This is a genomic window from Streptomyces sp. NPDC003327, assembly GCF_053589515.1.
Genome location: NZ_JBSFSA010000042.1, coordinates 1 through 22,742 on the forward strand (window position 1 = coordinate 1; position 22,742 = coordinate 22,742).

At 67.3% G+C, this 22,742-nt stretch carries 24 protein-coding genes; 8 read left to right on the forward strand and 16 right to left on the reverse strand.

The features are described from left to right. Positions 1 to 355 precede the first annotated feature (355 nt). The 4 genes from ACWDVG_RS25580 to ACWDVG_RS25595 all read right to left on the reverse strand — a co-directional run bounded on the left by ACWDVG_RS25580 (position 356) and on the right by ACWDVG_RS25595 (position 2,525). Positions 356 to 754, reverse strand: a complete 399-nt coding sequence (locus tag ACWDVG_RS25580; protein ID WP_451702224.1) for a GNAT family N-acetyltransferase — start codon at positions 752 to 754, stop codon at positions 356 to 358. Beyond that, a complete protein-coding gene (locus tag ACWDVG_RS25585) occupies positions 751 to 1,128 on the reverse strand; it encodes a hypothetical protein (RefSeq protein ID WP_451702226.1) in 378 nt (125 codons plus the stop codon). Before ACWDVG_RS25585 ends, ACWDVG_RS25580 begins: the two co-directional genes overlap by 4 nt. A gap of 255 nt (positions 1,129 to 1,383) precedes the next feature. Further along, on the reverse strand, positions 1,384 to 1,995 hold the full coding sequence (locus ACWDVG_RS25590) for a hypothetical protein (RefSeq protein WP_451702228.1): 612 nt from the start codon (positions 1,993 to 1,995) through the stop codon (positions 1,384 to 1,386). Then, a complete protein-coding gene (locus ACWDVG_RS25595) occupies positions 1,959 to 2,525 on the reverse strand; it encodes a hypothetical protein (protein WP_451702230.1) in 567 nt (188 codons plus the stop codon). The genes ACWDVG_RS25590 and ACWDVG_RS25595 overlap by 37 nt, the downstream gene beginning before the upstream one ends. 624 nt (positions 2,526 to 3,149) lie before the next feature. Here ACWDVG_RS25595 and ACWDVG_RS25600 point away from each other — a divergent pair. Further along, on the forward strand, positions 3,150 to 4,124 hold the full coding sequence (locus ACWDVG_RS25600) for a hypothetical protein (RefSeq protein ID WP_451702232.1): 975 nt from the start codon (positions 3,150 to 3,152) through the stop codon (positions 4,122 to 4,124). Positions 4,125 to 4,259: 135 nt separating this feature from the next. Here the strand turns inward: ACWDVG_RS25600 and ACWDVG_RS25605 are convergent, their stop codons facing one another. Next, the gene (locus tag ACWDVG_RS25605; protein WP_451702234.1) at positions 4,260 to 4,718 is read right to left on the reverse strand and encodes a hypothetical protein; all 459 of its coding nucleotides are present in this window, start codon (positions 4,716 to 4,718) and stop codon (positions 4,260 to 4,262) included. A gap of 291 nt (positions 4,719 to 5,009) precedes the next feature. Here ACWDVG_RS25605 and ACWDVG_RS25610 point away from each other — a divergent pair, with 291 nt between their 5' ends. The 4 genes from ACWDVG_RS25610 (at position 5,010) to ACWDVG_RS25625 (ending at position 9,527) form a co-directional block, all read left to right on the forward strand. After that, complete coding sequence (locus tag ACWDVG_RS25610) at positions 5,010 to 6,131, forward strand: hypothetical protein (RefSeq protein WP_451702236.1); 1,122 nt, start codon at positions 5,010 to 5,012, stop codon at positions 6,129 to 6,131. Between the two features lie 597 nt (positions 6,132 to 6,728). Beyond that, positions 6,729 to 7,112 carry a hypothetical protein gene (locus tag ACWDVG_RS25615; protein WP_451702238.1) on the forward strand — a complete coding sequence of 128 codons (384 nt, stop codon included), beginning with the start codon at positions 6,729 to 6,731 and terminating at the stop codon, positions 7,110 to 7,112. A gap of 506 nt (positions 7,113 to 7,618) precedes the next feature. Further along, positions 7,619 to 8,038 carry a hypothetical protein gene (locus ACWDVG_RS25620; RefSeq protein ID WP_451702239.1) on the forward strand — a complete coding sequence of 140 codons (420 nt, stop codon included), beginning with the start codon at positions 7,619 to 7,621 and terminating at the stop codon, positions 8,036 to 8,038. 79 nt (positions 8,039 to 8,117) lie between these two features. Then, positions 8,118 to 9,527, forward strand: a complete 1,410-nt coding sequence (locus tag ACWDVG_RS25625) for a VanZ family protein (protein ID WP_451702242.1) — start codon at positions 8,118 to 8,120, stop codon at positions 9,525 to 9,527. 290 nt (positions 9,528 to 9,817) lie between these two features. On the opposite strand, the gene ACWDVG_RS25630 is transcribed toward ACWDVG_RS25625, so the two are convergent. The 4 genes from ACWDVG_RS25630 to ACWDVG_RS25645 form a co-directional block, all read right to left on the reverse strand. Next, positions 9,818 to 10,492 carry an HNH endonuclease family protein gene (locus ACWDVG_RS25630; protein WP_451702245.1) on the reverse strand — a complete coding sequence of 225 codons (675 nt, stop codon included), beginning with the start codon at positions 10,490 to 10,492 and terminating at the stop codon, positions 9,818 to 9,820. Positions 10,493 to 10,840: 348 nt separating this feature from the next. Then, a complete protein-coding gene (locus ACWDVG_RS25635; protein ID WP_451702247.1) occupies positions 10,841 to 11,071 on the reverse strand; it encodes a hypothetical protein in 231 nt (76 codons plus the stop codon). A 174-nt stretch (positions 11,072 to 11,245) separates the two neighbouring features. Then, a complete protein-coding gene (locus ACWDVG_RS25640; RefSeq protein WP_451702249.1) occupies positions 11,246 to 12,001 on the reverse strand; it encodes an HNH endonuclease in 756 nt (251 codons plus the stop codon). Positions 12,002 to 12,069: 68 nt separating this feature from the next. Next, positions 12,070 to 12,819, reverse strand: coding sequence for a transposase family protein (locus ACWDVG_RS25645; protein WP_451702250.1), 750 nt, complete (start codon positions 12,817 to 12,819; stop codon positions 12,070 to 12,072). A gap of 471 nt (positions 12,820 to 13,290) precedes the next feature. Between ACWDVG_RS25645 and ACWDVG_RS25650 the strand changes: the two genes are divergently transcribed. The 3 genes from ACWDVG_RS25650 (at position 13,291) to ACWDVG_RS25660 (ending at position 15,616) form a co-directional block, all read left to right on the forward strand. Beyond that, positions 13,291 to 13,497, forward strand: coding sequence for a KTSC domain-containing protein (locus ACWDVG_RS25650; protein ID WP_451702252.1), 207 nt, complete (start codon positions 13,291 to 13,293; stop codon positions 13,495 to 13,497). A gap of 238 nt (positions 13,498 to 13,735) precedes the next feature. Beyond that, complete coding sequence (locus ACWDVG_RS25655; RefSeq protein ID WP_451702255.1) at positions 13,736 to 13,999, forward strand: hypothetical protein; 264 nt, start codon at positions 13,736 to 13,738, stop codon at positions 13,997 to 13,999. Positions 14,000 to 14,062: 63 nt separating this feature from the next. Beyond that, entirely contained in the window at positions 14,063 to 15,616 is a 1,554-nt protein-coding gene (locus ACWDVG_RS25660) for an ATP-dependent nuclease (protein ID WP_451702257.1), read from the forward strand. 774 nt (positions 15,617 to 16,390) lie between these two features. Here ACWDVG_RS25660 and ACWDVG_RS25665 read toward each other — a convergent pair. From ACWDVG_RS25665 to ACWDVG_RS25695, 7 genes are read right to left on the reverse strand one after another with little or no spacing between them, the layout of a single operon-like run. Next, entirely contained in the window at positions 16,391 to 17,431 is a 1,041-nt protein-coding gene (locus ACWDVG_RS25665; protein WP_451702260.1) for a serine hydrolase domain-containing protein, read from the reverse strand. A gap of 54 nt (positions 17,432 to 17,485) precedes the next feature. Beyond that, on the reverse strand, positions 17,486 to 18,589 hold the full coding sequence (locus tag ACWDVG_RS25670) for a glycosyltransferase family 4 protein (RefSeq protein ID WP_451702262.1): 1,104 nt from the start codon (positions 18,587 to 18,589) through the stop codon (positions 17,486 to 17,488). Further along, positions 18,586 to 19,122, reverse strand: coding sequence for a dCTP deaminase (locus ACWDVG_RS25675; protein ID WP_451702263.1), 537 nt, complete (start codon positions 19,120 to 19,122; stop codon positions 18,586 to 18,588). The genes ACWDVG_RS25670 and ACWDVG_RS25675 overlap by 4 nt, the downstream gene beginning before the upstream one ends. Further along, positions 19,119 to 19,658, reverse strand: a complete 540-nt coding sequence (gene dcd / locus ACWDVG_RS25680; RefSeq protein ID WP_451702265.1) for a dCTP deaminase — start codon at positions 19,656 to 19,658, stop codon at positions 19,119 to 19,121. The genes ACWDVG_RS25675 and dcd overlap by 4 nt, the downstream gene beginning before the upstream one ends. Next, a complete protein-coding gene (locus ACWDVG_RS25685; protein WP_451702267.1) occupies positions 19,655 to 20,869 on the reverse strand; it encodes a bifunctional metallophosphatase/5'-nucleotidase in 1,215 nt (404 codons plus the stop codon). The genes dcd and ACWDVG_RS25685 overlap by 4 nt, the downstream gene beginning before the upstream one ends. Continuing rightward, entirely contained in the window at positions 20,866 to 22,146 is a 1,281-nt protein-coding gene (locus ACWDVG_RS25690; RefSeq protein WP_451702270.1) for a UDP-N-acetylglucosamine 1-carboxyvinyltransferase, read from the reverse strand. The genes ACWDVG_RS25685 and ACWDVG_RS25690 overlap by 4 nt, the downstream gene beginning before the upstream one ends. 29 nt (positions 22,147 to 22,175) lie before the next feature. Next, entirely contained in the window at positions 22,176 to 22,547 is a 372-nt protein-coding gene (locus ACWDVG_RS25695) for an ATP-binding protein (RefSeq protein WP_451702272.1), read from the reverse strand. Positions 22,548 to 22,742 lie beyond the last annotated feature (195 nt).

The window sequence follows — 22,742 nt, forward strand, 5'->3', positions numbered from 1 at the left end:
TCACGGCGGAGAGCGGCCGGGAGGCGATGGAGCGGCTCCTGAGGGAACAGCCGGGCACCGACGCCGTGTTCGCCGCCAACGACCTGATGGCCCGGCACCGGCCCCGTCCGCTTCTCGCTCGCGCGGTGGGTCCTGGCTCCGCGCACGACGTGGCAGGCACGCCGCCTGGCCGCCGATTTCGGCGAAGGGATGGACGCCCGGACCGCGTGGGTGATGGCCCGCCTTGCCCGGCACATTGACGAACGCGTCTACGCCATGGCCCACCTCGACGACGCCTGCCAGGCCGCGGACTGACCAGCGCTCAGACGCCGGCCTTCGGCCCGCGCGGCGCGCGGCTTCCTCAGGGGCGAGAACGTCAGCGGGTGTGCCACGGATACACCGGCGGGGCTTCGCCGGCTGCGGTGGAGCCGGGCGGCACGCGGACCAAGCTCTCCCGTGGGGCTCCGAGCTCGCCGCGCCAGGTGTTGGTGGTGAAGCCGAGACGCCGGTAGAACGCCTCCAGCCGGACCGGGTCTCCGCCGAAGGCGTCGCTCTGGCTGATTGTCACCGGCACGCCGCGGAGGTCGGCTGCGGTGGTGATGTGCTGCATGACGCGGCTGCCGATCCCGTTCCCTCGCTGGTTCTCCGGGAGGACGATCCAGAAGAGCACGAGGTATAGGCCGTGATCCATTCCCAGCTCAAGGCGCACACCCGGGTAGGTCGCCCGTACCTCTTCGGCCAGGGCCTCGGCCCATGATCCTGCTGGGTCCGTCACGTGGCGCTGCTTTCGGGGGTCTGCGCGTCGGCGGGTGCGGGGTCCAGGGAGTCGAGGAGGTCTCCGAAGCTGATCTTCTCTTCGTCGTACTCGGAGGGCATCGCGGCGGCGAGCGCTGCCCACCGGTCGGTGCTTCGTCCGCAGCGGTCCAGCAGGATCTTCGCCGCGATCTCGGGTTCGCTGCGGGAGAGGATGTCGTCGGCGGGGATCTGGAGCAGGTGCTGCAGGGTGTGGTGGCGGGAGTTGACGACGGGCCGGTAGATCTCGGAGCGGGAGAGGTTGGCGCCGGTGGCGGGGGAGTCGAGCCAGGACTGTAGGACGACGGCGGGGTCGGTGTGCTTGTCGAGTTCATCGTCGCTCAGCAGGCGCACCACGCCGTTGTCTTCGTCCTCGTGGGCCGGGACGGCCGCTGCCGCTTCCTGGAGCCAGTCGGGGCCGTCGGCCCTCTCGATGATCCAGGCCAGCTCCGCGGGGTGCAGGCCGCCCAGGGCGTTGGTGACGGCGGCGTGCGGGGTCTTCGGGTTGGCGGCGAGGACGGCCAGGGTTCTGGACGCGGCGGTGCTCGTTGTGGCGTTCCAGGAGCCGGGCCGGGCGGTCGTGGTCGGGGTCGGCGTTGCCGAGGACGCGGATCAGGGTCCGGCTCGCTTTGGGGGAGACGACGGCCGGCTGCTCTCCAGGCTGGCGAGCTGGGCGCAGGCCGCGGCGAGATGGTCGGGGTTGGCGCTGAGGAGGGCCAGGTCCTCGGCGAGGCGCAGGACGCGGCCGTCGAAGTCGTAGTCGCCGTGTTGCTTCTCGGATGGGCTGAGCAGGCGGCCGTGGGTCACGAGGGCGTCGGCAGCCGCGTGCAGCTGGCCGGTGGCCAGGGTGGCGAGGCGGGGGTTGTTGTGGACACGGTTGGCGATGTGGTGCAGGGTCCTGCGGGCCGTGACCTGCGGGTTGGGCAGCTCGGCCAGCTCGGGCAGGCACAGGGCCGGGAGGCAGGCGAGCAGCAGCTCTTCGCTCAGGGCGGGCGCCGGATCGGCAGGGGGTTCCTCGCTGTCCGGGTCGGCGCCAGCGGCGCGGAGGCGGGCGTCCTCGAGGGCCTGGGTCTCGGCCTGGTCCAGCAGCAGGTGCTGGACGGCCGGCCCGAGCGTGGGGTGGGCGGCGAGTTCCGCCCACCGATCGGGACACCGGGCCAGCATCGCCCAGCCGCCGCTGTGGCCGGTCAGATCCAGCGACCAGTCCTTCGAGAAGTCGGACACGGCCCCTCCCAGGCTTCTTCGGGCTCCGGCTGGAGCAGGAACGCGGCGAGCGGAGCCAGGCACGCTTCCAGGACCGCGTCGAACAGTTCCTGCGGCACGGACGGGGCCGGTGCGTCAGTTTCGGTGCGGGTGAAGTGGTCGGGATCCCAGAACCGGACGACCTGCTCCACCTCATGGCTGGAGAGCAGCGGCAGGAGGGCGATGGCGGCCTCGACCTGCCCGGGGTGTCGGGCCAGTGCGGAGACCAGCCCGGCCCAGGCCCGGCGGTGCCGCAGGATGGTGGGCACGTCGGCGGCGGTCACCATGCCCGCGGCGGCCAGGGCGGCCAGCGTCTTCTCGTCGGCGTGCAACAGGAGCCGGCCGCGCAGCCGCTTGGCCGACGTCCGGGCCAGCAGCGCAGGCAGTGCGGCCTTGAGGGCTTCCTCCCGCCATTGGTCGGCCCGCGCGTCGAAGCCGATCGGCGTCATCGCCGGGGTACACAGAGCCTCGATCACTGTCTTGAGCGCTTCCTTGGGGAGGTCCTCGCTCATCGCGAGCTCCCGCCACAGCGGGTACGTACGGGCGTTGACCATCCTCTGAACCCCCCACCTCTGACCTGGCGTAACCGCCTGGTCGCCATCCGTGGAACGACCGTATGGCGCACCCGGGCCCGGGCGGGGCGTAATCCGCGAAGTCGACTCGCCTCGTGCCCGGCCCCGTGCCGCAGCGAGTCAGCGTGGGATGAGTTCGGGCATCGAGGAAGCGGCGGTGTGCGGCCACGTCACCGCGTCGGGGAAGCGGCTGTGACCGGCGTGGCCGTGCTCCACCCGGTGAGCCGCCTGGATCCAGAAGCGCGGTCAGAGCGGGCGGCTCGAAGGTCGCACGGGACCTTCGGTCAGTTCGTGGATCAAGGCGCTGACTCCCGTGCACCCGAAGGTGTGGTGGGCGTAGTCGATCGCGGCAAGCAGCAGGGCCTGGCAGGCGCGGTCATGTTCGAGGCCGCCACGGACCTCAGTACCTGGCGGGTGAGAGGAGCGCCGTTAGGCGACGTGTTGCAGCTGCGTGTCGTTGCCGGCGTTCCGCGACGAAGCAGATGCCGCGGAAGCGGAGCTCCAGCCGCTTCGAGTCCTCGGCTGAGGCTGGTTTTCCATTGGACGCATCCGGAGAATGGTGCCGTGGAACGGCGGATCGACTTCACGCGTGAGCGGCAGATGCTCTGTGGGCGCTGCGATCATCGATGGCGCGTCGAACTGGACTGGATCGATCGATGGGAGCAGGCGCAGGAGACCTGCCCCGGCTGCGGTGTTACCTGCGAGCAGGAGGACGCGCCCCGGGTGACGGTCGATCCCGACGACCCGGCGCTCGACGACGACCGGGTTGCGACCCTCTTCTGGTACCACACGAGCACGCAGCCGGACTGGCCGACGAGGGACTTCGATCCGGCCGCCTTCCTCACGCCCGAGACCCGCATGATGATGGGCGGAGAGCAGCGGGTTTCCGCGTGGACCGCGTGCCAGCGGGCGAAGGCCCTGCACGTCGGAACGTTCGAGTCCGCTGTCCACAATATGTTGCGTCGGATCCGTGACCAGGGCGACCAGCATAGCCAGTTCTATCTTTATCGGGTCCGTCTGAAGCCATCCGTCGTGGTGAGGAAGGGGTGGCTTGTCGACCCCAGTAACTTCGCTGGCGACGTCGTGCTTGACGAGGTCTGCCCGCCAGGCGTCGATGTCGCCCGCTACCTGAACTACCACGAGGATCCGGGAGGGCTCTCGCTCGCGCTGGGGAGGGACGCGATCGCTACTGTTCAGCGGATCGCAGTTCCGCCCCCCGACGCCTGGGATGGTGGCTGGGTGCGCGATGCCGTCACAGCTCTCAAGGGCGTAAGCGGCGCCGTCGTCCCGGCAACCGGCAAGCTGGCCAGCTTCAAACGGCCGTCATCGCGGCGAGCCGTCCTCGGTAGAGAGTTTAGTGCCTCCCTGGCTGGCAGACTGCCGGTCAACCTCCGGGACCAGTTCGTGTCGGCTGCAGAGTTCGCGGAGGGTGAGGAATCAGAGCAGTGGGCGCGACGGACCAGCGGCCTGTTCGGTCTGATGGACGATCCGAATTGCGTGCTGGCTGCGCTCGACCGGCAGGATCCTCGGAAGGTCTGAGAACAGCTAGTCCGCTCCGGAGGGGCAGGAAGCCCGGAGTCGCTGTCGGTCTGACGAGAATGGACAGCTGAGAGGAAGCGGCCGGCGGTCAGGTACGGAGGAAGTGCCCCAGGCAGCGGCACGAGTCAGGCTTGTTCAGGCAGCATCGAAGCTGTTGCTCGCGAGGGCCTGTAGGTAGGGGTTCTGTCGTGTCACAGGTTGCCTCGAGAAGATCAGAGCGAGAGCGTCCCTCAGGGACTGCTCCACCAGGCTGTCGAACTCACCTGCCAGGCAGTGCCCTTCTGCTGGGCGGAAGTGCCAGCCCTTCCGGGTGGCGTATCGAGTGCGCAATCCGATCAGTTCTTCGTCCCGCGTGAAGTGCCATTGGCCCTGTCGGTTGGACAGTTCTGACACTGCGAGCCTGTCCTCACGGAGCGCGACCCTTGCGGCTTGAAGCATCAGGACAAAGTCCAGAACGCAGACGGAGGTCGCGGCGTCGGAGAAGTCGCCATTGCCGATCCTCAGGCTGACGTCGACCTTGAAGTTGTCCCCAATGAAGGCAGCCTGGGTGAGCTCTTCAACCACCGTGGGCTCGCGGAAGGCGTCGAGTGGCACCCACTCGGGGCCCCATGACTCGTCCCTGGGGCTGGGAACGAAACTGAGTGCAGGCGTTGTAGTTGTGCTCACCGCTCCAGGATGCCGGACGAGGTGGCGGCCGCTGCAGGTCAGGCCACTCAGCTCTGAAGGCGGGCGCGGCGGGCAAGCACGAGGTTTCGCCTCCGTCTGCGGACAGTGGCTTCGTCCTCGATCCACCGCGCAGACGTGAACGGGCTCTGGCGCTGATCTTGTGATGGCTACAGTCAGCAGACATTGGGGATGCCCAGTGGTGGCGAGGATGATGCGGGGATGACTGATCAGGGCTCCGCTGCAATTCCGGCGCTGGTACTCGATGAGGAGCACGTGTCCGTGCTCGTCGGTGGCTCAGCGAGCGCGGAGCGCTTCATGGTGGGGGATGCCAGCATTCTCATAGGCCGGGTGGGGACGGTGATCACCGTGGAGGCGGGTGAGTCGCCCGCCAGGAGTGGTGTGAGGAGTGCAGAGAAGGTCCGTCTGATCGGGCCCGCACCGGCTTCGGTCACACAGCGGCTGATGGGATCGCCCTGGGCCGGGGACGAGAGCTCGTTGCAGATCCACATTGCGGTCCGCCTTGGAGAGCAGGCCCTGTACCTCGGCACTGCCAAGGTGTGCCGGGCCAGTATGACCGATGGGGTTCTCACCGACTGCGAACTGCGCTTTGCAGCACCTCTGAGTCGACAGCTTCTCAACCTGGTACGCCCCCCGCTTCCCGCCGAAGACCTGCCGGGCCTGGAGTGGCTTAGGAACATGAAGGGTGATCGTGCGGCAGCGCTGGAACAGTTCATCACCGGCTGGTATCCGGACGCAGACGCCACCGAACCACCTGCCCCCCGTTCTCCGTCGTGCCTGCCTGCTGGACTGATGCAGCTGTACCGGCTCGCGAGGCAGCGGCCGGGCGCCCTCGGAACCCAGAACAGCATCCTGCCCGAGCCAGACCTGCACACCGACCACCTGGGGGAGATGCTTGTCTTCGGCGTCGAGAACCAAGGAGGCTTCTTCTGGTCACTCCTGTGGACCCTCGACGGATCTGAGGCCGATCCGACTGTCTGGTTGCGTGAATTCGACGAGGAACCGATCGCCGAACAAGAACCGCTGAGCGGCTTCCTGATCCAGTTCTCCCTCTTCGAGGCTTCCATGAGTGCCGACTACGTGGCGCTGCCGCGCAGACTCATGGCAGCACAGGTCGCTCAGCTCACTGAAGCGCTGCACCTTGTGCCTCTGCGTCCCTTCTGGCCGTGGGCACCCACTCACTTCTACGTGGCCCCTGGCCTCGTCGTGCATGTCAGCAGCGAGGACGGCGAAGAATTCGATGTCTGGGCCGGCGCCAGCCACCGAAGCGCCCTGGCACCGCTAGCCGATCTGCCCGTCGACTGGATCCGCTTCGACGGCTGACATCACAGGATCAGCGACAGAGCCCGTTCGTCCGTACTTCACTGAGCACATTCTCGAGTACGCCGACAGGGAGTTCTTACGGACGAGCAGTGGGTGGTCGAAACCACCCCCGAGCCGACCAGGGAGGCTGCCGTGTTCCGGTGATGGCGGTCTCGGGACCGGCTCCATCTCGCCGCACTCTAGTGCAGGGGCTGACGATGCAGGCCGGGTGGCACGTTCATGTGGTCGACAATGAGGGCATGGACGTCCCTGAGCTGCTCGAAGCAGCTTCCCTGCTGGTTCCGGAAGAGGCAGCCACCGAGAACGAACGTCCGGCTGCGGGGTGTCCATGGCGCCGACAGGTCCTGCGTCAGGGGCGCGGCCTCACAGGCCTCGACTTCCTTGACACCGATATAGGACAAACCCGCTGGCCACAGACCTGTGACTGAGCGCTTCAGCCGGCCCGTGAGTGCGAGAGTCGCGCCCCTGTTGAGCACCGTTTCTGGCACTGGTGGCGGCGTAGGACGATCGGCGCCTCCGCACAGGCCGACGCACAGACATCACTGTCAGCAGGGGCAGGTGCACCGCCCCGGTACTGGACGCGGGCAGACTACGCACATGCAGTTCCCCGCCGAAGCCGTAGCCACCACTGTGCTGCTGGAGGTCATAAGGATCTCCGAACTCCCGACAAAGCGGGGCGACCCGTATCTCGGCAGGGCGGGCGCCCACTGGATCGGGAGCGAGGCAGCCGGCGTCCTGGCCTTGATCGAGAGCTTGCCCGGCAGCGAGCAGCACCGCTGCGGCTTCTCGCCGGGCTGGAGCGTACGGGCGTACGCGGACACTCTCGACCTGGCGCTGTTCGAGGCGGCGTTCTGCTTCAGATGCCACGAAGTACGCATGCATGGAACCGCCGTGCCACCCGCACTGGCCACGCAGTTCTTCGACGCAGGCGCCCCCCAGGCGCACGCCCTCCTGGCCCTCTTCCGCGAGGCGGCCCCGTAGCCGGTCGGCCCCATCACAAGACCTGAAACGGTGACCAGCGAAGTCCGGGTCTCGCGTGCCGGTCTCGTCCTGGCGGGCATCTTCCTGCGGTCCACCCGCCTCGAAGACGGCGACCGGGCACCTGCACGGCGAGCTTCCGCAGGGCATTTACTTACGCGCTGCCCGTAATCAGGCCCCAGCGGAGCTTGGTCGCCGTCCACTTCGTCGCGTACCGGCACAGCGCATACGCGGCCGGCGGCAGCCACCGCTGGAGGCCCAGGCCGCCGACTCTGCCGCCACCGTCATCGTCTGCACCTCTCCTACGTGGTGATCATGTTCAGGACAGATGTGCCGTGTTGGGCGGGTGGTTCCGGCCACGATGGCCACTGTCAGTAGAGAACCGTGCGCCCTGCGTGTTCGATTGTCGTTCGAGCCCCGCACGCGGGCTTCATCAGGCTGGATCGAACACGGATCTCCCCTCCGGATGCACCCGGAGGACCCTGATGCATCCGGAAAAAGGAAACAGAGTGCGTACCAAGACCAGCAGTGCCCTTCTGGCCGCCTCCCTCGTGGTGGGATCTGTCCTGGCCGGGGCGCCCGCGGCTTCGGCCAACACCTACTGCAGCTCGTCGGGCTACACCGGCAGCAACACGCCCCGTGAGCGCTGCACCTCTCTGTCCAACGGGGTCCTGACGCACTGGCAGCGGCTCTCCCTGCCGTACACGAAGTGGGACACCAAGTACTACAAGTCCGGCGGTTCCGCCGTCAGCGTTCGCCTCGGCTACAGCACGCGCGGTGCCACCACGTACTCCACCGCCTTCACGATCAGCGCCGGCCAGACTGTAACTAGAACGTGGCAGCAGATCGGCGATTACACCTGCTACTCCAGCGTTGGAATCCTCACCTACAGTGGCGGAACCTTCCAGACCCCCGCCGCCACCTGCTGAACCGTCAAGTAATGGGCCCCGTCCGTAAGGCCGGGGCCCTGCACCTTTATGCTGTTCTGTCTCCGGCAAGGAACCACTAGTGTTTACCGCGATTTTCCAAGACCGCTATGTCTACCTGGGTGCTTGCATACTCACCTCCCTCGTTCTGGGAGCTGTTGTATGGCTGCTCTGCCGCCGCGTGGGAAATCCTGATGGCATGTGGTTTGCCGGGCTTTCTGCGACAGCCGCGGGGGTCCTGGGAGTCACGTTCATGGGCAGCGGCCCCGCCAGCGGCCAATGCATTATCAACCATGACATCGCTGAGCCCTTCCGGACTTCCCAGGGGCTTTTGAACTTGGCCATGACGGTGCCACTGGGTTTCTTCGCTCTTATGGCAGTCAAACGACCCCTTCCCGCCATCGTCGGGGTCGTCACGTTTCCTCTGGCTATCGAGTTCACCCAGGCTGAGGTGAACGGGCTGGGCCGCGTATGTGACAGCGCTGACGCGCAGATGAACATTCTGGGCGGATTGGTCGGACTAGGGCTTGCCGCCCTGGTGCTCCGGCAACGTGACTCAATCCAATGGAACGGCGCGGCCAAGGAGTCCCTCATTGCCGCGCTGGCCATTCTGCTTCTGGGGACGGGCGTCGCAAAGCCCGCAGTGGCTTTCACGCATCTAGACGGTACGGGTCTCTCCGCAGCCGACCAAGGGCAACGTCAGGCTGTGCAGGAGGCGGTTCGAGAAGCTTTCGGCGAGCACTACGAGCTGGGTTCGGTGCATGACCAGCCATGTGTTGGGGCGCCGTGCAGGAACGTCGTCTTCACTCTCCTGAGCCGTGACAAGAAACACCCCGAGGCTTTCGCGAACGGCACGCTTTCATGGCCGGATAAGAACCGATTCAACGTGCTTCTGAAAGACAGTGACCGCCCCAGTGTGATGGGATACCCCGTTTCCGGCTCCCAGAAGCCGACGACCAAAGAGGATGCCTTCCAGATCGCGCGAGCGTACATGGGGAAGCACTACCCTTGGGGTGGAGATGCCATCGCCCACGAGACCCATCCAGTGGGTGACAAGGCTCAACTCGGATGGATTACGGGATGGCGATGGATTGACAAGGGCGTCCTTATGCCCAGGATGCTTGATGTTCAGGTCGACAAGCTCGGGCAGGTGTCACAGGTAAACGTGACGCTCGGCCCGAAGCGCCTGAACATCGAAACGGCGAAGCTGGACGCCAAGCAAGCGGAATCGCTCGTGAGGGACGCCATTGGCAGTCAATTCGCCGGCCAGGGCCCCGTTCCAGATGACCTGCAGCTGAAGGCGTTCACTCTCAAAGCGGTTGAGAGGAAAGGCACTTGGCGCCCGACCTGGTTCGTCAGCATCTCCGCAGGTACTCATACTCACCCGTCAGGGTCCGAACCAGGCCAGCAAGGAACATCAGATGTCTGGCGCGTGGATGCTCTGAACGGGGATCTGTACGACAGCGCCGACCAACCCGTCAGGAAGAAGTAGGCAGGCACGGGGCCGGCCCTGCGGCCGCTGCGCGTCAGCGGCGCGCGGTCGGCCTGCCTGGGCCCGTCAGCACCAGAAGCCCGCCCCCTTGAACTCCCGCTCGTCAACACCCGGATCAGCATCCGCCGCGACGTGTAGCTCGTCTGGGTTGTCTGTAACCGGACGACACTGTGCGCCGCAGGTAGCCCGCTACCGTGGGCAGTGCGGGAGGCGAGCCGACTGGTCGTTGGAACGCCTTCCTTGTGCCCCCGCTTCGGCGGGGGCACATTGCGTTCCCGGGCCAGCCGCGGCTACGGCGCCGGGGTGTAGTGGACGACGGTGGTCTCGCAGGCCTCCGCGTACACGCTCAGCGCGTCCGCTTCCGCCTGGTCCGCGCTCAGGCCCCAGCGGAGCTTCGTCGCGACCCACTCGGAGACATAGCGGCAGTGGGAGTCGGGCAGCGGCGGCATCCACTCGCGCGGGTCCTGGTCGGCCTTGCTGCGGTTCGTGCGCGCCGTGACGGCAACCAGGCTGGCGGCGGCGTCCTGGTCGTTGGCGTACGCCTCCCGGCGCTTCGCGTCCCAGGCGGAGGCGCCGGAATCCCACGCCTCGGCCAGCGGCACCATGTGGTCGATGTCCAGCTTCGCCGGGTCGAGGACTGTCTGGCCGTCGTAGTACGACACCCAGGCGCCCCCAGTGAGCTTGCAGCCGGCCGCGACCGCGGGTGCCTCGGTCGCCTCGGCCAGCAGCACCTCCGCGCGGGTGTTGCAGCCGTCGGCCGGGTCGAGCCCGGTGTTCCAGTGCCTGAACTTGTCGCGGGTGTACCCAGTGCGGGACTCCTCCGCGACCGCGATCTGCCCGACGGCGTCGGCGATGTTCAGCACCTCGGCCCCTGCCGGCGCGGCGAACGCGGCCGGGGCCGAAGACAGAGCGATGGGCAGCAGGGCAAGGGAGAGCGCGGCGACGCGCAGCACGTTCTTGATCACGTGCGACAGAGATAACGGCCCCGGTCCGGCCACCGCGCGTTTTCTGGCGCGTCGTCAGCCGTCCGGGGTAACAAGTTCACCGGAGAAACGGTGCGGCATTACCGGTGGGGTGGCCCGTCAGTGCACCTTCTGTTCCGCAGTTCGCGGTACCTGGTGGCGTACTGCACTGAGTTGGGAAGCCTGAGGGCGGGGTGGGGTCCTCGGTAAGGCAGGGGCCCGAGACTCGGTCTCGGGCCCTTTAACTGCCCGGGTGGGGGCCCGGCAAGGGTGCATCCGGGAGCCGTTCGTCGGTTCCTGGGGTTGGACGGAACGTGCTCTCAGGTTGGCGTGCCGCTGGGAAGACTGGTTTTACCGCCTGTGCAGGGTGACGAGGACGGCAATCAGGGCGGCGAAGGCGGTCACGGCGGCGATGGCGATTCCGATCGGTCCGGCGGTAGAGGGGTGCCTCCAAGTGACGTACATGAGGACGCCGAGGACCAGGCCGAGGAGGATGGTGACGGCGACGGTGATGATCACGGGCCAGAACCAGGAGGGTGCGCTGCTCGGCTGACGGCTGGCGGGCCACCTGCTAATGATCATGGTCGGGGTGGGCGAGCGCTGAGAGCAGGCGCTTAGAAGGCATTTAGCGTATGGAAGGGTGAGGTGGCTCTGACCTGCGCGAACGTCCTGCCTGGCTGATGCGTAACGAAAACTTCCGCTGTTTTCGGGACGGCGGTGAGGGTGTGCGCGCCCAGGGGCGATGGATTCCAGGCCTCAGCTACGCTGCGGTGGTGGGATGCTCGGGTTGGTGTTCGAGGCCGTATGGCTGTTGCTCAGCATCCCGTTGTGGCGGTCCCGGAGGTGGCGGAGGAGGAGGGTCGCCGTGAGGTCTCCAATGGACATGTCGGACTCGAACGCGGCCTGACTGATCGCGGCGTACTCGCTGCGGCCGATGATCACGCCGCTTACGGTCCGCGAGTCCGGGTGCCGCCATCCGCAGCAGATGCGCCGGGTGCAGACATCGGACTCAGAGGGATCGACAGTCGGCGTCGTCCAAGGCAGGTGAGGGTACCGAGCCAGTGTCTTCCTACATGCTTCGAGGTGGCGCCAGATGTCGTCCTTGTTCTTGTAACGGGCCTCCCCGAAGTGGTGCCGGAACCAGTCTCGGCGATCGGGGTCGGCGATTTCGCGGCGCACTCGCTCGATACGTGTCTCGAACCCGGCGAACATGCGGAGAGGCATCTTGCGCGTGTCGAACCCGTCGCGGGTGTGCTGCCGGTGGAGCTTCTGGTCGATGAGCCACTCCATCGTGCTGCGCCCACGCTTCCAGTCGTTGCAGGGCTTGCATGCCGGGAGGAAGTTCCACCACACGTCGGCGCCATTGCCGGCCACGGGCTGCTCGTGATCGAGAGTCGTCGACGGCCTGACAGTGCAATAGGTGCACAAGCCCTCGTTCGCGGTGAGGCTCATCAGCCAGACATACGTGGCCTGCTTCGTCCGGCTGCCCCTGGGCACGGTGGCGTCCGCCATCGCCTTCTCCTTGCGTTGCTCGGTGCGAGGGACGGCACGCTACTCGGCGCCACTGACAATGAGCTCTTTCAGCGTTGCCTCTCCAGCGTGAGGACGGCGGCGGCGATGGCGGTCATGCGGTTGGGACTGCAGCGGGCTCGGCGAAAGATGCGCCAGGACTTCAGTCGCGCGACGCTTCGTTCAACGGGTGCTCGTGCCGCTGACAGGGCCCGGTTGATTGTCCGCTGGGTCGGGTTGAGGTCCTGGTGCGGGAGCCGTCTGATCGGTGTGGTCACCCAGGGGCCGGCGCCGATGTAGGCGCGGTCGGCGAGGACGGGCACGCCCTGGCGTTCGCAGATCCGGATGATGCGGTGGGTGCGGGCCGCGGTGAGGTCGTGGGTGCGGCCGGGCAGGGCGGGCGAGATCCACAGCAGGTTGCCCGTTGGATCGGCGATGACCTGCACGTTCACGCCGTGGCGGCGGTGCTTCTGGGAGAAGTCGGCCCGGCTGTCGCCGACCCGGTCGCACTCGGCGAGCGTTCCGTCGAGCAGGACGTGATCGGGATCGGCTTCCCGCAGGACCCGCAGCAGGCCGGGAGCCCGGCGGGCGAGGTGGCCGACGACGGTGGTGACGTAGGCGTGGGCGGTGCCGACGGATATTCCGAAGCCGGCGGCGATCTGCGTGAGCGGGTCGTGCCGACGGAGGTAGATTAGGGCGACGAGAGCACGCTGGTGCGGCCGGAGCTTGCAGCGGCGGTCACCCTCACGGGTGACGATGAGCATGGTTACCCACTCGACCAGGGCGTGAGGCAGGTCGAGTGAGGCAGGATAGGGAACCAACGAGGCTCCTGCGCTGATGAGTTGAGACGTCGAACACCTCTCTCAACGGCACAGGAGCCTCGTGCGTTGCGGGACGCCGACCGGTCACCCGATCAGTGGCCACTCTGAAAGACCTCAATGAGTGCTCGCTTAACTACTTTCGTATTGGGAGGTCGAGTCGGCCTTGAGGTGGCGTGCGCCTGGTGTTTGGCGATGGCGGGTTTCCAGCCCTGGTGATTCCCCGGCTGCCGCATCGTCCTTGGGAGGGGCATGCTGTCGGCCCCCGAAGCCTCCGGCGTTGGAGGTGAGCCGCTTCCGCGACGCCTGGTTGGCATGCAGTGCCGCAGGTAGGTGGTCATGCGCCTGCTCTCCTCCGTGAGCGTCCAGCCGATGTGTTGGGGGCTTCTCGCCGGTCTCGTCCTAGGCTCGCGCGCAACGCTATGATCAGTCGATCACGCAATATCTGGCACGTCCGTCAGAGGAGGCATGTAGTTGCATCAGCCCGTTCACTCCTCCAATCTCCGGTCAGTTGCCTATGACGAGGTGGAGTGTGTGCTTGAGGTTGCCTTTCATGGGGGTCGGCTGTACCGCTACGACAGAGTTCCTGCGCAGGTGCACGCGGCTCTGATGGCCGCTCCCAGCAAGGGGACCTTCCTGGCCCGGTTCATCAAGGGCCACTACCCCTACCGTCGGATTTAGGCGGCCTGCTTGGTGGCCCTGTTCCGGTGTTGCTACGTCGAGGTACGCCTGGGCGCCCTGGTTCGCGGGGGTGCCTGCTTGCGGGGTGCGGCCGGAGGTTGCAGGGACAGAGGATGGCACTGCGATGGACACTCTAGGATGAGCCGTCTGGGGTTGGGAGAAGCGCCAGGACTCTCTGCCAACGCGGGCTGCGGTCGCGCGAAGGGAGTGCCGGCGCGGAAGTTGGAGCGGTCGCGCAGTGCACCTGAACAACTTTGGCGTGAGCGGTTTCCGTTCGTTGACCGATATCACGGACATCCCGATCGGGAAGCCCACGATCCTCGCCGGTCACAATGACGGGGGTAAGAGCGCGGTACTGGGTGCTCTTGCCTTCCTGCTCGGCAAGCATGAGCTGACACTCGACGATCGCACCTATCTGGACGCCATCCAGGGCGACGAGTCCGCTCCGCCGCTGCGGTGTGCGGAGACCAGCGTTGTCGGATGGTTCACCCTGGACGCTTGAGAGCAGAGCGAGTTCGGCCTTCCTGAACGGGTTCAGCTGCGCCGTTGCGCTGGGGAGGACCTCGTGGCGGCGCTGGAGCTTTGGGAGCCGGTTCCGGATGATGAGCGGCTGCGCGATCTGTCGCAGTATCAGGTGGCTGAAGCGAAAGCTTTGGTGAAGGAGCTGGGGCTTGCACCTCGCTCAACGCGCAAGCCAGACCTGCTGAGGGCCCTGCGCGCGTACGGGCGTCAGCACGCCAGTTCGGATGGCTGGGTTTCCGCACCGGCTGGTCTCGACAAGCGCATGCCACGCTATCTCTCGTTCGACGGTAAGGCTGCCAAGCCTGATGACGCCGTCCGGACTGCGCTGATTGGCCGCTTCACCAGCCACATGGCTGATCCTGAGCTCAAGGGCAAGCTCTCTGCCATCGAGGACGAGGTCCAGGATCGGCTTCGTCTCGACGCGAAGTCGCTGTGTGATCACATCCAGACGCGCTGCCCGGACCTGCAGAAGGTCTCTGTCGACCCTGACGTGTCCTGCCAGCAAGGCTTCAAGGGTGCGCCGCTGCGCATCGCACGACGTGCAGGGGAGACGGTGGGGCTGGACCGCACCGGGCTGGGCAGCAACCGCCGCATATCGCTGGCGATCTGGGAGTGGACCCAGGAACTGCTGGCGGCGGAGGAGGACACCGCCCCTACCGTCGTCCAAGGTGAGGGTGAGCCGCTCGAGCCTCCGGCCGTACAGACGATCGTGGTGTATGACGAGCCGGACACTCACCTCGATTACACGCATCAGCGCAAGATCATGCAGTTGATTCGGGCGCAAAGCGACGTCCGTGATGTCAATGTAGTGGTGGCAACCCATTCGATGAACCTCATCGATGGGGTCGACATCTCCGACGTGGTCCATCTCAAGCTGGAGAATCATCGGACGGTCGTCGAGCGGCTCGGGGCCGGAGTTCTCGGGCAGGAGATTGACGACCACCTGGGCAAGATCGCTGCTGCGGTAGGTCTGAGGAACTCGGTACTGCTGCACGAGCGCTGCTTCCTGGCGGTGGAAGGTGAAACCGAGCAGCAAGCTTTCCCTCTGTTGTTCCGGCTGTGCGAGGCGCTGTCGCTGCAGGCGGCCGGTATCGCCCTGTGGGCGTGCTTCAACAATGAAGGCGCTCTGCACCTGGCCCGCTACCTCGTCAAGCAGGGCCGCGAGGTCATGCTGGTAGTTGATGCCGACAGTCGCAACGTGAGTAAAAGCATCTTCAAAACCCCCAAGCTCACGCAATTCTTCGGTACTGACGCCTCCCGCTACGTGAAATTCCTCGGAGAGCCCGAGGGTAACAATCCGCAGGCGGAGAAGTTCAACGAGCTTGAGGAGCTTTTCAAGGACGGCGTATGGGCTCGTGTCGCCAACAAGATCTGGCCGAAGGATGACGCCACCTGGCAGCCTGCTGACTTCGCTGCCCTCCGCGGCCAGGGAAAGTTCAGCGCCGAGGTGCAGCAGATGCTGCAGGCCGGCAGCGCTAGCGGTCCCGGCGGCAAGCCCCAGATGATGTCGGATCTGGCCATGGCCCTGGATGATCCGCAGGATGTGCCGGAGCAGCTGCGGAACGTCTTCAAGGAGCTCAGGAAGGCAGCTTCCTGAGTCGTCCTTTTGTCGCTAGCCCATCACCGGTGTTGGTTCGATCCTGCCGGCGGCGGGCTAGCATGCGCTCCTTACGTTGCTCCAGAGTGGGAGCCACCCACTCATGCCAGCCCACAGGCGGCTTCCACCGCTGCATGTGCTCGCGCTCTTCGATCCCACACCAGCGGCAGCCGCTCGGCGTAGGTATGCGCAGGTCAGACCCTTCGGTGGACATCTCCACTCCTTCCCCCTGACCACATTCTGCCCAACACCACTGACAACATCCCGTCCCCGGGAATGCCCAGGCGAAGTGGTTCTCCATCTCGGTCGAGGCGACGAGCGCGGATACTCCACTCTGCGGCAGGTCTTCCGTAGCCGCGACTCCGCACGTAGAGGTAAGTCGGCTTGAGCAGGGGTTTTGGGCGTACCGGCTGCGCTCGGATCGGAGTTTCTGCGGAGTGGCAGTAGACGGGTCCAGCCCGTTCGGTCTGGAGAGAGTGGAGCGCATGCGGTCCAGGCACAAGTTGCAGGCGGGCTGTCGTGTGCCGTGCGGGACGCGGGACCGTCACCGATGCGCTCCCTTACCGCAGGCCCGAAGGCGCGGATTCTGCTGTTCCTGCTGGAGCTGGCAAGGCGTTTCGGGAGCCGTGCAGCGTGATCGGTGGCTTGGCGCATGGTGGCTGGCACACTCATGACTGATCACTACTGCAACGATCCTTGTGGCGAGCGTCGTTGCAGTAATGGTCACCAAACAGTGGCTCCCCCGGCCCCACGGCCTGGGGTGTTCGAGGATGGCTAGTCCGCGATAGGGAAGGCAAGTTCGCGGAACCTGCCCCGTACGGCGGTAAGCGGTTCGCGGTCGCGGGTGAAGTAGAGCTTGTTGGTGAGGAGGATTGCCCAGCGCTGCTGCTTCGGGCTGATCCACATGCCGGTGCCGGTGAAGCCGTAGTGGACCCAGACGTCCTCACATAGCTCCGTGCCAGGCGCGGGGTGCCAGAAGAGGCCGCGGGCGGGGGTGAGATCGCCGGTGCGGATGCGGAGGGAGTCGGTGGTCCAGGACTGGCTGAAGGCGGCTTGTATCGGGGCCAGCATGTGCTGGAGGAAGCGGCTGAGGTCGGCGAGGGTGGAGAAGGTGCCGGCGATGCCGCAGGTGCCGCCGAGGAGACGGGCGGAGAAGTCGTGGGCGGTGCCCTTGAGGTGGGTGCCGGTTGCCTCGTCGAGTTCGGTGGGGGCGCAGCGGGCAATCATGTCCGCGGGCAAGGGGCCGAAGCGGGTCTCGGTCATGCCGAGGGGTTCCCAGATGCGGCTGGCCGCCAGGACGTCGAGGGGCTGACCGGCGAGGTATTCGGCGAGGTAGCCGAGGATCAGGGCGGCTCGGTCGGTGTACTCGACGGCCTCGCTGGGCGCGCGGTGGAGGGTCTCGTGGAGGACGCCGTCGCGGATGTCCTGGGGGTCGGTGCCGTACAGGTTCTTGAGGTTGGCGCGCAGGGGCAGACCGGCGGTGTGGGTCAGGAGCTCATGGGTCGTGACCTGGCCGAGTGGGTGGCCGGTGACCTCGGGCCAGAAGGTGCCGAGCGGGGTGTGGAGCTGGAGCTTGCCCTCTTCGACGAGAGTGCCGATGACGGCCCACACAGCGACGATCTTGGTGAGGCTGGCGATGTCGAAGACGGTGTCGAGCCGCATCGGCTCGTCGGGGCGGGTCGGGTCGACGAGGCCGACCGCCCCGCTTGCCGTAGTACCGGAGGCGTTGCCGACGGCCCAGACGGCTCCCGGGTAGACCCGGTCGCGGACGCCGTCCTGGAGGAGCTGTTCAATGCGCGGGATGTCGAGCGTCATGGTGTTCCGATCGTAGTGAGACGGCCGGTCCTGATGGGGGTGCGCCACGGGTGATCAGGCGAGCCGCCTGCCGAGCGCGGCGAGGGCTTCGGCGGTGGCGCCCAGGGGGAAGCGGGCCGCGTTGGTGGCGCCGGCCGCGCGGAGCGCCGGCAGGAGGTCGGGGCTGGTGCGGAGGCGGTCGAGTTCGCGGGCGACGGCATGCGGGTCGGCGAAGTCGGTGGCGAGACCGGTGCCGCCCAGTGCCTCGGTGAGACCGGGAACGGGTTGGTAGAGGACGGGGAGGCCGCATGCCTGGGCCTCGAGTGCCACGAGACCCATGGCCTCCAGCGTCGTAGAGGGCATCACCAGCACGTCGTGGTCGGCGAAGGTCCTCCAGAGCTGTGGCCTGCGTAGCCAGCCGAGGTAGTGGACGTGTACTCCGCCCTGGTGGAGACGGGGGCGCAGGGCGTGGAATTCGGCGCGGGGCGCGGCGATGGACAGCTCGGCGGAGTGGGTGAGGGGGAGGGCTGAGAGTAGGGCGTCGAAGCCCTTCTCGGGGGTGAGACGGCCGGCGTACAGGATCCGCAGGTGGCTGGAGGGCTGGTTCCGGTGCCGCGGGGGAGGGGCGGAGATGAGGTGGTCGGGGATGCCCCAGGGGATCTTCTCGATCTTGCGGCGTCGGGTGTCGGGGGCGAGGAGGAGCAGTCGGTCCGCCACCGCACCGGTCGGCACCACGATCGCGTCGGCGGCCCAGGCTGCCTCGCGCAGGGTGGCCAACTGTTCGGGGTGCGTTTCGGCGAAGAGAAGGTCTGTCCCGTGGACCAGGGCGATCCGTGGGAGCTTCGGGAATGCTCTGAGCAGGGCCGGTGTGGCGCCGAAGGCCAGGTGCTGCAGATGCAGGACTGCGGTGTCGCCCGGATCCACCGCCTCGGCCAGGGTTCGCTGGAGGGTGGCGACGTAGCGGCGGAAGGCGTACCCCGTCAGGCACTTTCCCGGCGCCTGTACCAGCTCCAGCCCCGCCGGTATGGGCGGCCGCGGGCCCCTGTGCTCGGGCGTGAGCATGAAGGCCCGGGCGGGCAGGAGGGGAACGCGGCCGGTGTAGAGGTCCAGGAAGAGCTCGACGCTTCCGCCGGGGCTCGGGAACGGCAGGTCGAGGGCGGTGACGACGGTGGGGTTCACGCGGGGTCTCCCGGGTTCTCCTCGTAGAGGCGGGACGTTTCGATGCCTTGGCTGGCCCTGTATTTGAGGCCGTGATTCTGGTAGCTGGCCGTGGCGCCGAGGGCCTGGAGGAAGACCAACTTGCCGAACGTCATGCGCGGGTAGACCCGGACCGGTCGGCTCGCCCGGATCTCCAGAGTCCATCGGATGGCGTGGCCCTGGTGCCCGAGGGGAGCGGACACGTGGACCCAGATGCCGAGCGCGCCGATTGTCCGGTCGCCGTTAAGGAACTGCGCGTACGCCTCGGAGCCGGTCCGCTCGTACGTCGTCCCCAGGTAGAGGACCTCCGGCCGTAGCACGTACCCGGACTCGGGGATCGGCACTTCCTGGAACTCGGTCGGCCTCGCCGCGTCCAAGGAGCCGTCGTGGAAGCGGAGGGTGTCGCCGAGACGCCAGTCGTAGGCGTTGGGGGAGATCCTCCGCGGCTCGTACGGCTCGATGGTGATCTCACCGGCGGCCCTGGCGGCGGCGATGGCGGGGCCGGTGAGGATCATGAGGCCACCGCCCCGAGAGCGGCGAGGTCCCGCCAGTACGCGGAGGGCTGCGGGCCGGCGGACGACTGGTACTTGCCCGCGTAGAGCGCCACCGGGCCGACCGACACGAAGAACATGATCTGGCCGATCCGCATGCCCGGGTACACGCGCAGCGGCCGGATCGGGGAGAGCATGAGCGTCCACTGGCCGTGGAAGCCGATGTCCCCGATGGGAGCGGTGATCTCGACGAACAGGCCGAGGCGGCCGACCGAGGAGCGGCCGAAGAGCAGAGGTACGAAGGTGTCCGAGCCGACCTCCTCGATGGTGTGGCCGAGGTAGAGCTGGCCGGGCTGGAGCTCGAAGCCGTCCGGAGCGATCTCGATCGACTCGGTGGCGTTCGGCCGGTGGGCGTCCAGGGCGTGTCCGGTGTACGTGAGCAGGGTCCCGCCGAGACGGACGTTGTAGCTGTTCGGGTTCACCTGCGTCGGCTCGAACGGGGAGAGGCGGATGCGGCCGTCGGCCGCGGCCTGGGTGATCTCGGGGCCGGTGAGGATCATCGGGAGTCTCCATCAGTGAGCGTGTGCTGCACGGCCTGGCTGAGACGGATGCCGGCCTGCCGGGTACGGCCTCCGAGGTACGCGTCGGCGAGATAGCCGGTGGTCAGTACGGTCGGCAGGCGGTCGGGCAGGGGACAGGGCGCGGACACGACCAGGCCCGTCTGTGTGGTGAGGTGGGCGAGCAGGGCCGCCGGGTCTGTGAGGAAGCGCTCCGGCACGTGGGCGTGGACGAGCTGGTTGTCGAAGGGCTCGATGGCCAGGAGGTCGCCCTGCGTGAGTACGGTCTCCAACCGGGGAGATCGAAGTGCGGTCTCGTTCAACAGGACGGCTTCGACGCCTAGACCGCTGTGGAGGCGGCCTGCGATGTCAGTGAGCAGTGCGTGACGGTCAAGCAGGCCCCTCGCGTACGGGGACCGGAGCGGACCGATCGGGGTGAGTAGTCCCCCATGGAGGGCGTCGACGGCCTCCCGTACGGGGGACAGCTCGCGGGGGAGGCCGGCTGCCGGCGGGAACGATCCCACCTGGGCGGACCAGCCCGTGCCCACGGGCTCGGCCAGCGCGTACCCTGCCGCGAGTTCACCCCCCTTGAGGACGAACGTGTCTCCCACGGGCACGGGTTCCGGCCGCTCGCTGTGACAGTGCCCGGCGAAGACAACGTTCAGGAACGGGCAGGCAGCAGCCAACTTGAGATCCTCGTCGAACCCGGAGTGGCTGAGCACCACCCAGGAGTCGACCCGGTGGTGATGGGTCAGCATCAGCTCGCGCAGGGCCTGGACGGGTTCGGTGACCCGGTGTCCGGCGCGCTGTTCGGCAGGGATGGCGTTGAACGCCTGGGGCCCGATGACACCCGTGACGGCGACGCGGCGGGCACCGACGCGTACGAGGCGAGTCGGACGGAAGAGCGGGTCGCCGGCCTTGGCGTCGACGGCGTTGGCGCACACCGTGATGTCGTGGAGGTCGGGTTCGAAGTAGTGGGCCCATCCGTGGTTGCCCGGGGCGACGGCGTCGTAGAGACCGACCAGGACGTCTCGCTCGATGCGGCCCTGACCGAGACGGTAGTAGCCGGTGCCCTCGAAGAAGTCCCCGCAGTCGACGACGAAGCTGTCGTGCCTCCTGGCGTGCAGGTACGCGAGCATCGGTACGGCGTTGTCGAAGGCCGAGTGGAAGTCTGTGGTGGCGATGATCCGCTGGAGATGTCTGGCGGTGGTCATGGGGTGACCTCGCAGATGTCGGCACCGAGGGCGAGGAGCTTGCCAGGCAGGTCGGCGTGGCCGCGGCGGATCTGGTCGACCCCGCCGAGCGTCGTGACGCCACGGGCGGTGAGCCCTGCGACCATCAGCGCTGACCCCGTGCGGATGTCGGTCGCCTCCACTCCGGCCCCCGTCAGTCTCTGGGGCCCGGTGAAGCGGCATTCGGTCGAGGACAGTTCGGTGATCACCCCGCCCATGCGGACGAGTTGGGGGATGAGGTTGCTGTGGCGCCCAGGGTTGATCGGGTCCGAGAACAGGTGAGTACCGGGGAAGCTCAGAGCGAGCCCGAGCAGCGGCGGTTCGAAGTCGGCGTCGAGGCCGTTGGGGGCGAGGGTGGCCATGGCCCGGAGGGGGCGGCCGGTCGGCTGGGTGGCCTGACCCTGGACGATCAGTGCCTCGGGCTCCTCGGACGTGGGGATGCCCATCCGGTTCAGCGCTGCGATCAGCGGTGCGACGTCGGATCCGTGGACGCCTTCGATCCGCGCTGTGCCGCCGGTGGCTGCCACGGCACAGGCCAGGGTCCCGGCCTCGATCTTGTCGCCCGGTACCTTCCAGACGGGTGCGTCCTCTGAAGCAGAAGACGGAGGGGCGAGAGTGAGGACGCGTTCGCCGGCACGATACTCGTACCCGACAGCCGCCAGCGCGCTCAGCACGCAGAGGACCTCCGGGGAGAGGTTCGGCTGCCCGAGCCGCAGCGGCACACCTGCGACCACGGCGCGCAGCACAGCGGCGATCGTCGCCCCGCGGGACCGGAACGGCAGGACCAGCGACACCGTGCCACGGGCTGCCTTGCCGGCTTCGACCACGTACCCACGATCGTCCACGTGGACACGGTCGCCGAAGGCTTCGTACACCTTGAAGTGCTGCTCCATCCCGCGGTCGCCGATCAGGCATCCACCCGGCCAGGGAAGTCGGGCCCGACCGCACAGGGCGATCAGAGCGGGGACGAGGTAGTACGAGGCCCGGATGCTGGACGCGGCCTCACCCAGGCCGTCGGGCGTCGCGGTCGCCTCGCTGGGGAGGACGGTGCGGCTGTCACTGACCGGGTGGGCGGTGTTCCAGCCCGCCTGCCACAACAGATCGAGCAGCGTCTGGACGTCGGAGCTGGCGGGCACATTGTCGAGGCGGACGGGGCGAAGGAGCGCTGCCGCAGCCGCGATGAGCGGGAGCGCGGCGTTCTTCGAACCGTCGACTGCCACCGCACCGGTAAGGGGTCGGCCGGGCCGGATCGCGATCACCTGGGACGTGACGGCGGGTACTCGGGTACTCACGTACCACTCCTCTGCGTAGGAAGGGACAAGGCGGCAGCGACCTCGGCCTGAGGTGGGGCAGCCATGTCGATCTCGGCCCAGCAGCATTTGCCGGACTCCGTCAGCGCTGTGCCGAAGCGGTCAGCGAGCACGCCGATGAGGAAGAGACCGCGTCCGCCCTCGCTGTCCTCGTCCGGCAGCGCGGGTTTCGGCGGAGTGCGGCTCCCGTCGCTGACCTCCACCCGCAGAACCGCGTCGGAGAACTGGGCCACGACGCTGATCGGCTGATGGCCTGCGTAACGGACTGCGTTGGTGACGAGCTCGCTGACGACCAGCTCGGCCGTGTGGACGGCTTCCTGCGCCGCAGGCATGGTCGACCAGGTGGCCATGGCCTGCCGCACTTGGCGTCGTGCCGTGGGCACGGCGACCGGTGTCGGCAGGAGAGTGAAGGTGAGCTAGTGCACTTCCACGAGCGGCCTCCGGGATTCGGATCGACCACCCCAAGGAACCGCGCAGGGCTCGTCGTTCGCGATGCTCTGTGCCTGCACCGCATCGTCTATGCAGAAGCTGCATGACGCCCCCGT

Excerpts from the sequence above, each read along its gene's own strand:
- ACWDVG_RS25615 (WP_451702238.1), top strand. The coding sequence starts at position 6,729 with ATGCAGTTCCCCGCCGAAGCCGTAGCCACCACTGTGCTGCTGGAGGTC.
- ACWDVG_RS25665 (WP_451702260.1), bottom strand. The coding sequence starts at position 17,431 with ATGACGCTCGACATCCCGCGCATTGAACAGCTCCTCCAGGACGGCGTC.
- ACWDVG_RS25675 (WP_451702263.1), bottom strand. The coding sequence starts at position 19,122 with ATGATCCTCACCGGCCCCGCCATCGCCGCCGCCAGGGCCGCCGGTGAG.
- ACWDVG_RS25635 (WP_451702247.1), bottom strand. The coding sequence starts at position 11,071 with ATGATCATTAGCAGGTGGCCCGCCAGCCGTCAGCCGAGCAGCGCACCC.
- ACWDVG_RS25695 (WP_451702272.1), bottom strand. The coding sequence starts at position 22,547 with ATGGCCACCTGGTCGACCATGCCTGCGGCGCAGGAAGCCGTCCACACG.
- ACWDVG_RS25610 (WP_451702236.1), top strand. The coding sequence starts at position 5,010 with ATGACTGATCAGGGCTCCGCTGCAATTCCGGCGCTGGTACTCGATGAG.
- ACWDVG_RS25595 (WP_451702230.1), bottom strand. The coding sequence starts at position 2,525 with ATGAGCGAGGACCTCCCCAAGGAAGCGCTCAAGACAGTGATCGAGGCT.
- ACWDVG_RS25685 (WP_451702267.1), bottom strand. The coding sequence starts at position 20,869 with ATGACCACCGCCAGACATCTCCAGCGGATCATCGCCACCACAGACTTC.
- ACWDVG_RS25640 (WP_451702249.1), bottom strand. The coding sequence starts at position 12,001 with ATGGCGGACGCCACCGTGCCCAGGGGCAGCCGGACGAAGCAGGCCACG.
- dcd (WP_451702265.1), bottom strand. The coding sequence starts at position 19,658 with ATGATCCTCACCGGCCCCGAGATCACCCAGGCCGCGGCCGACGGCCGC.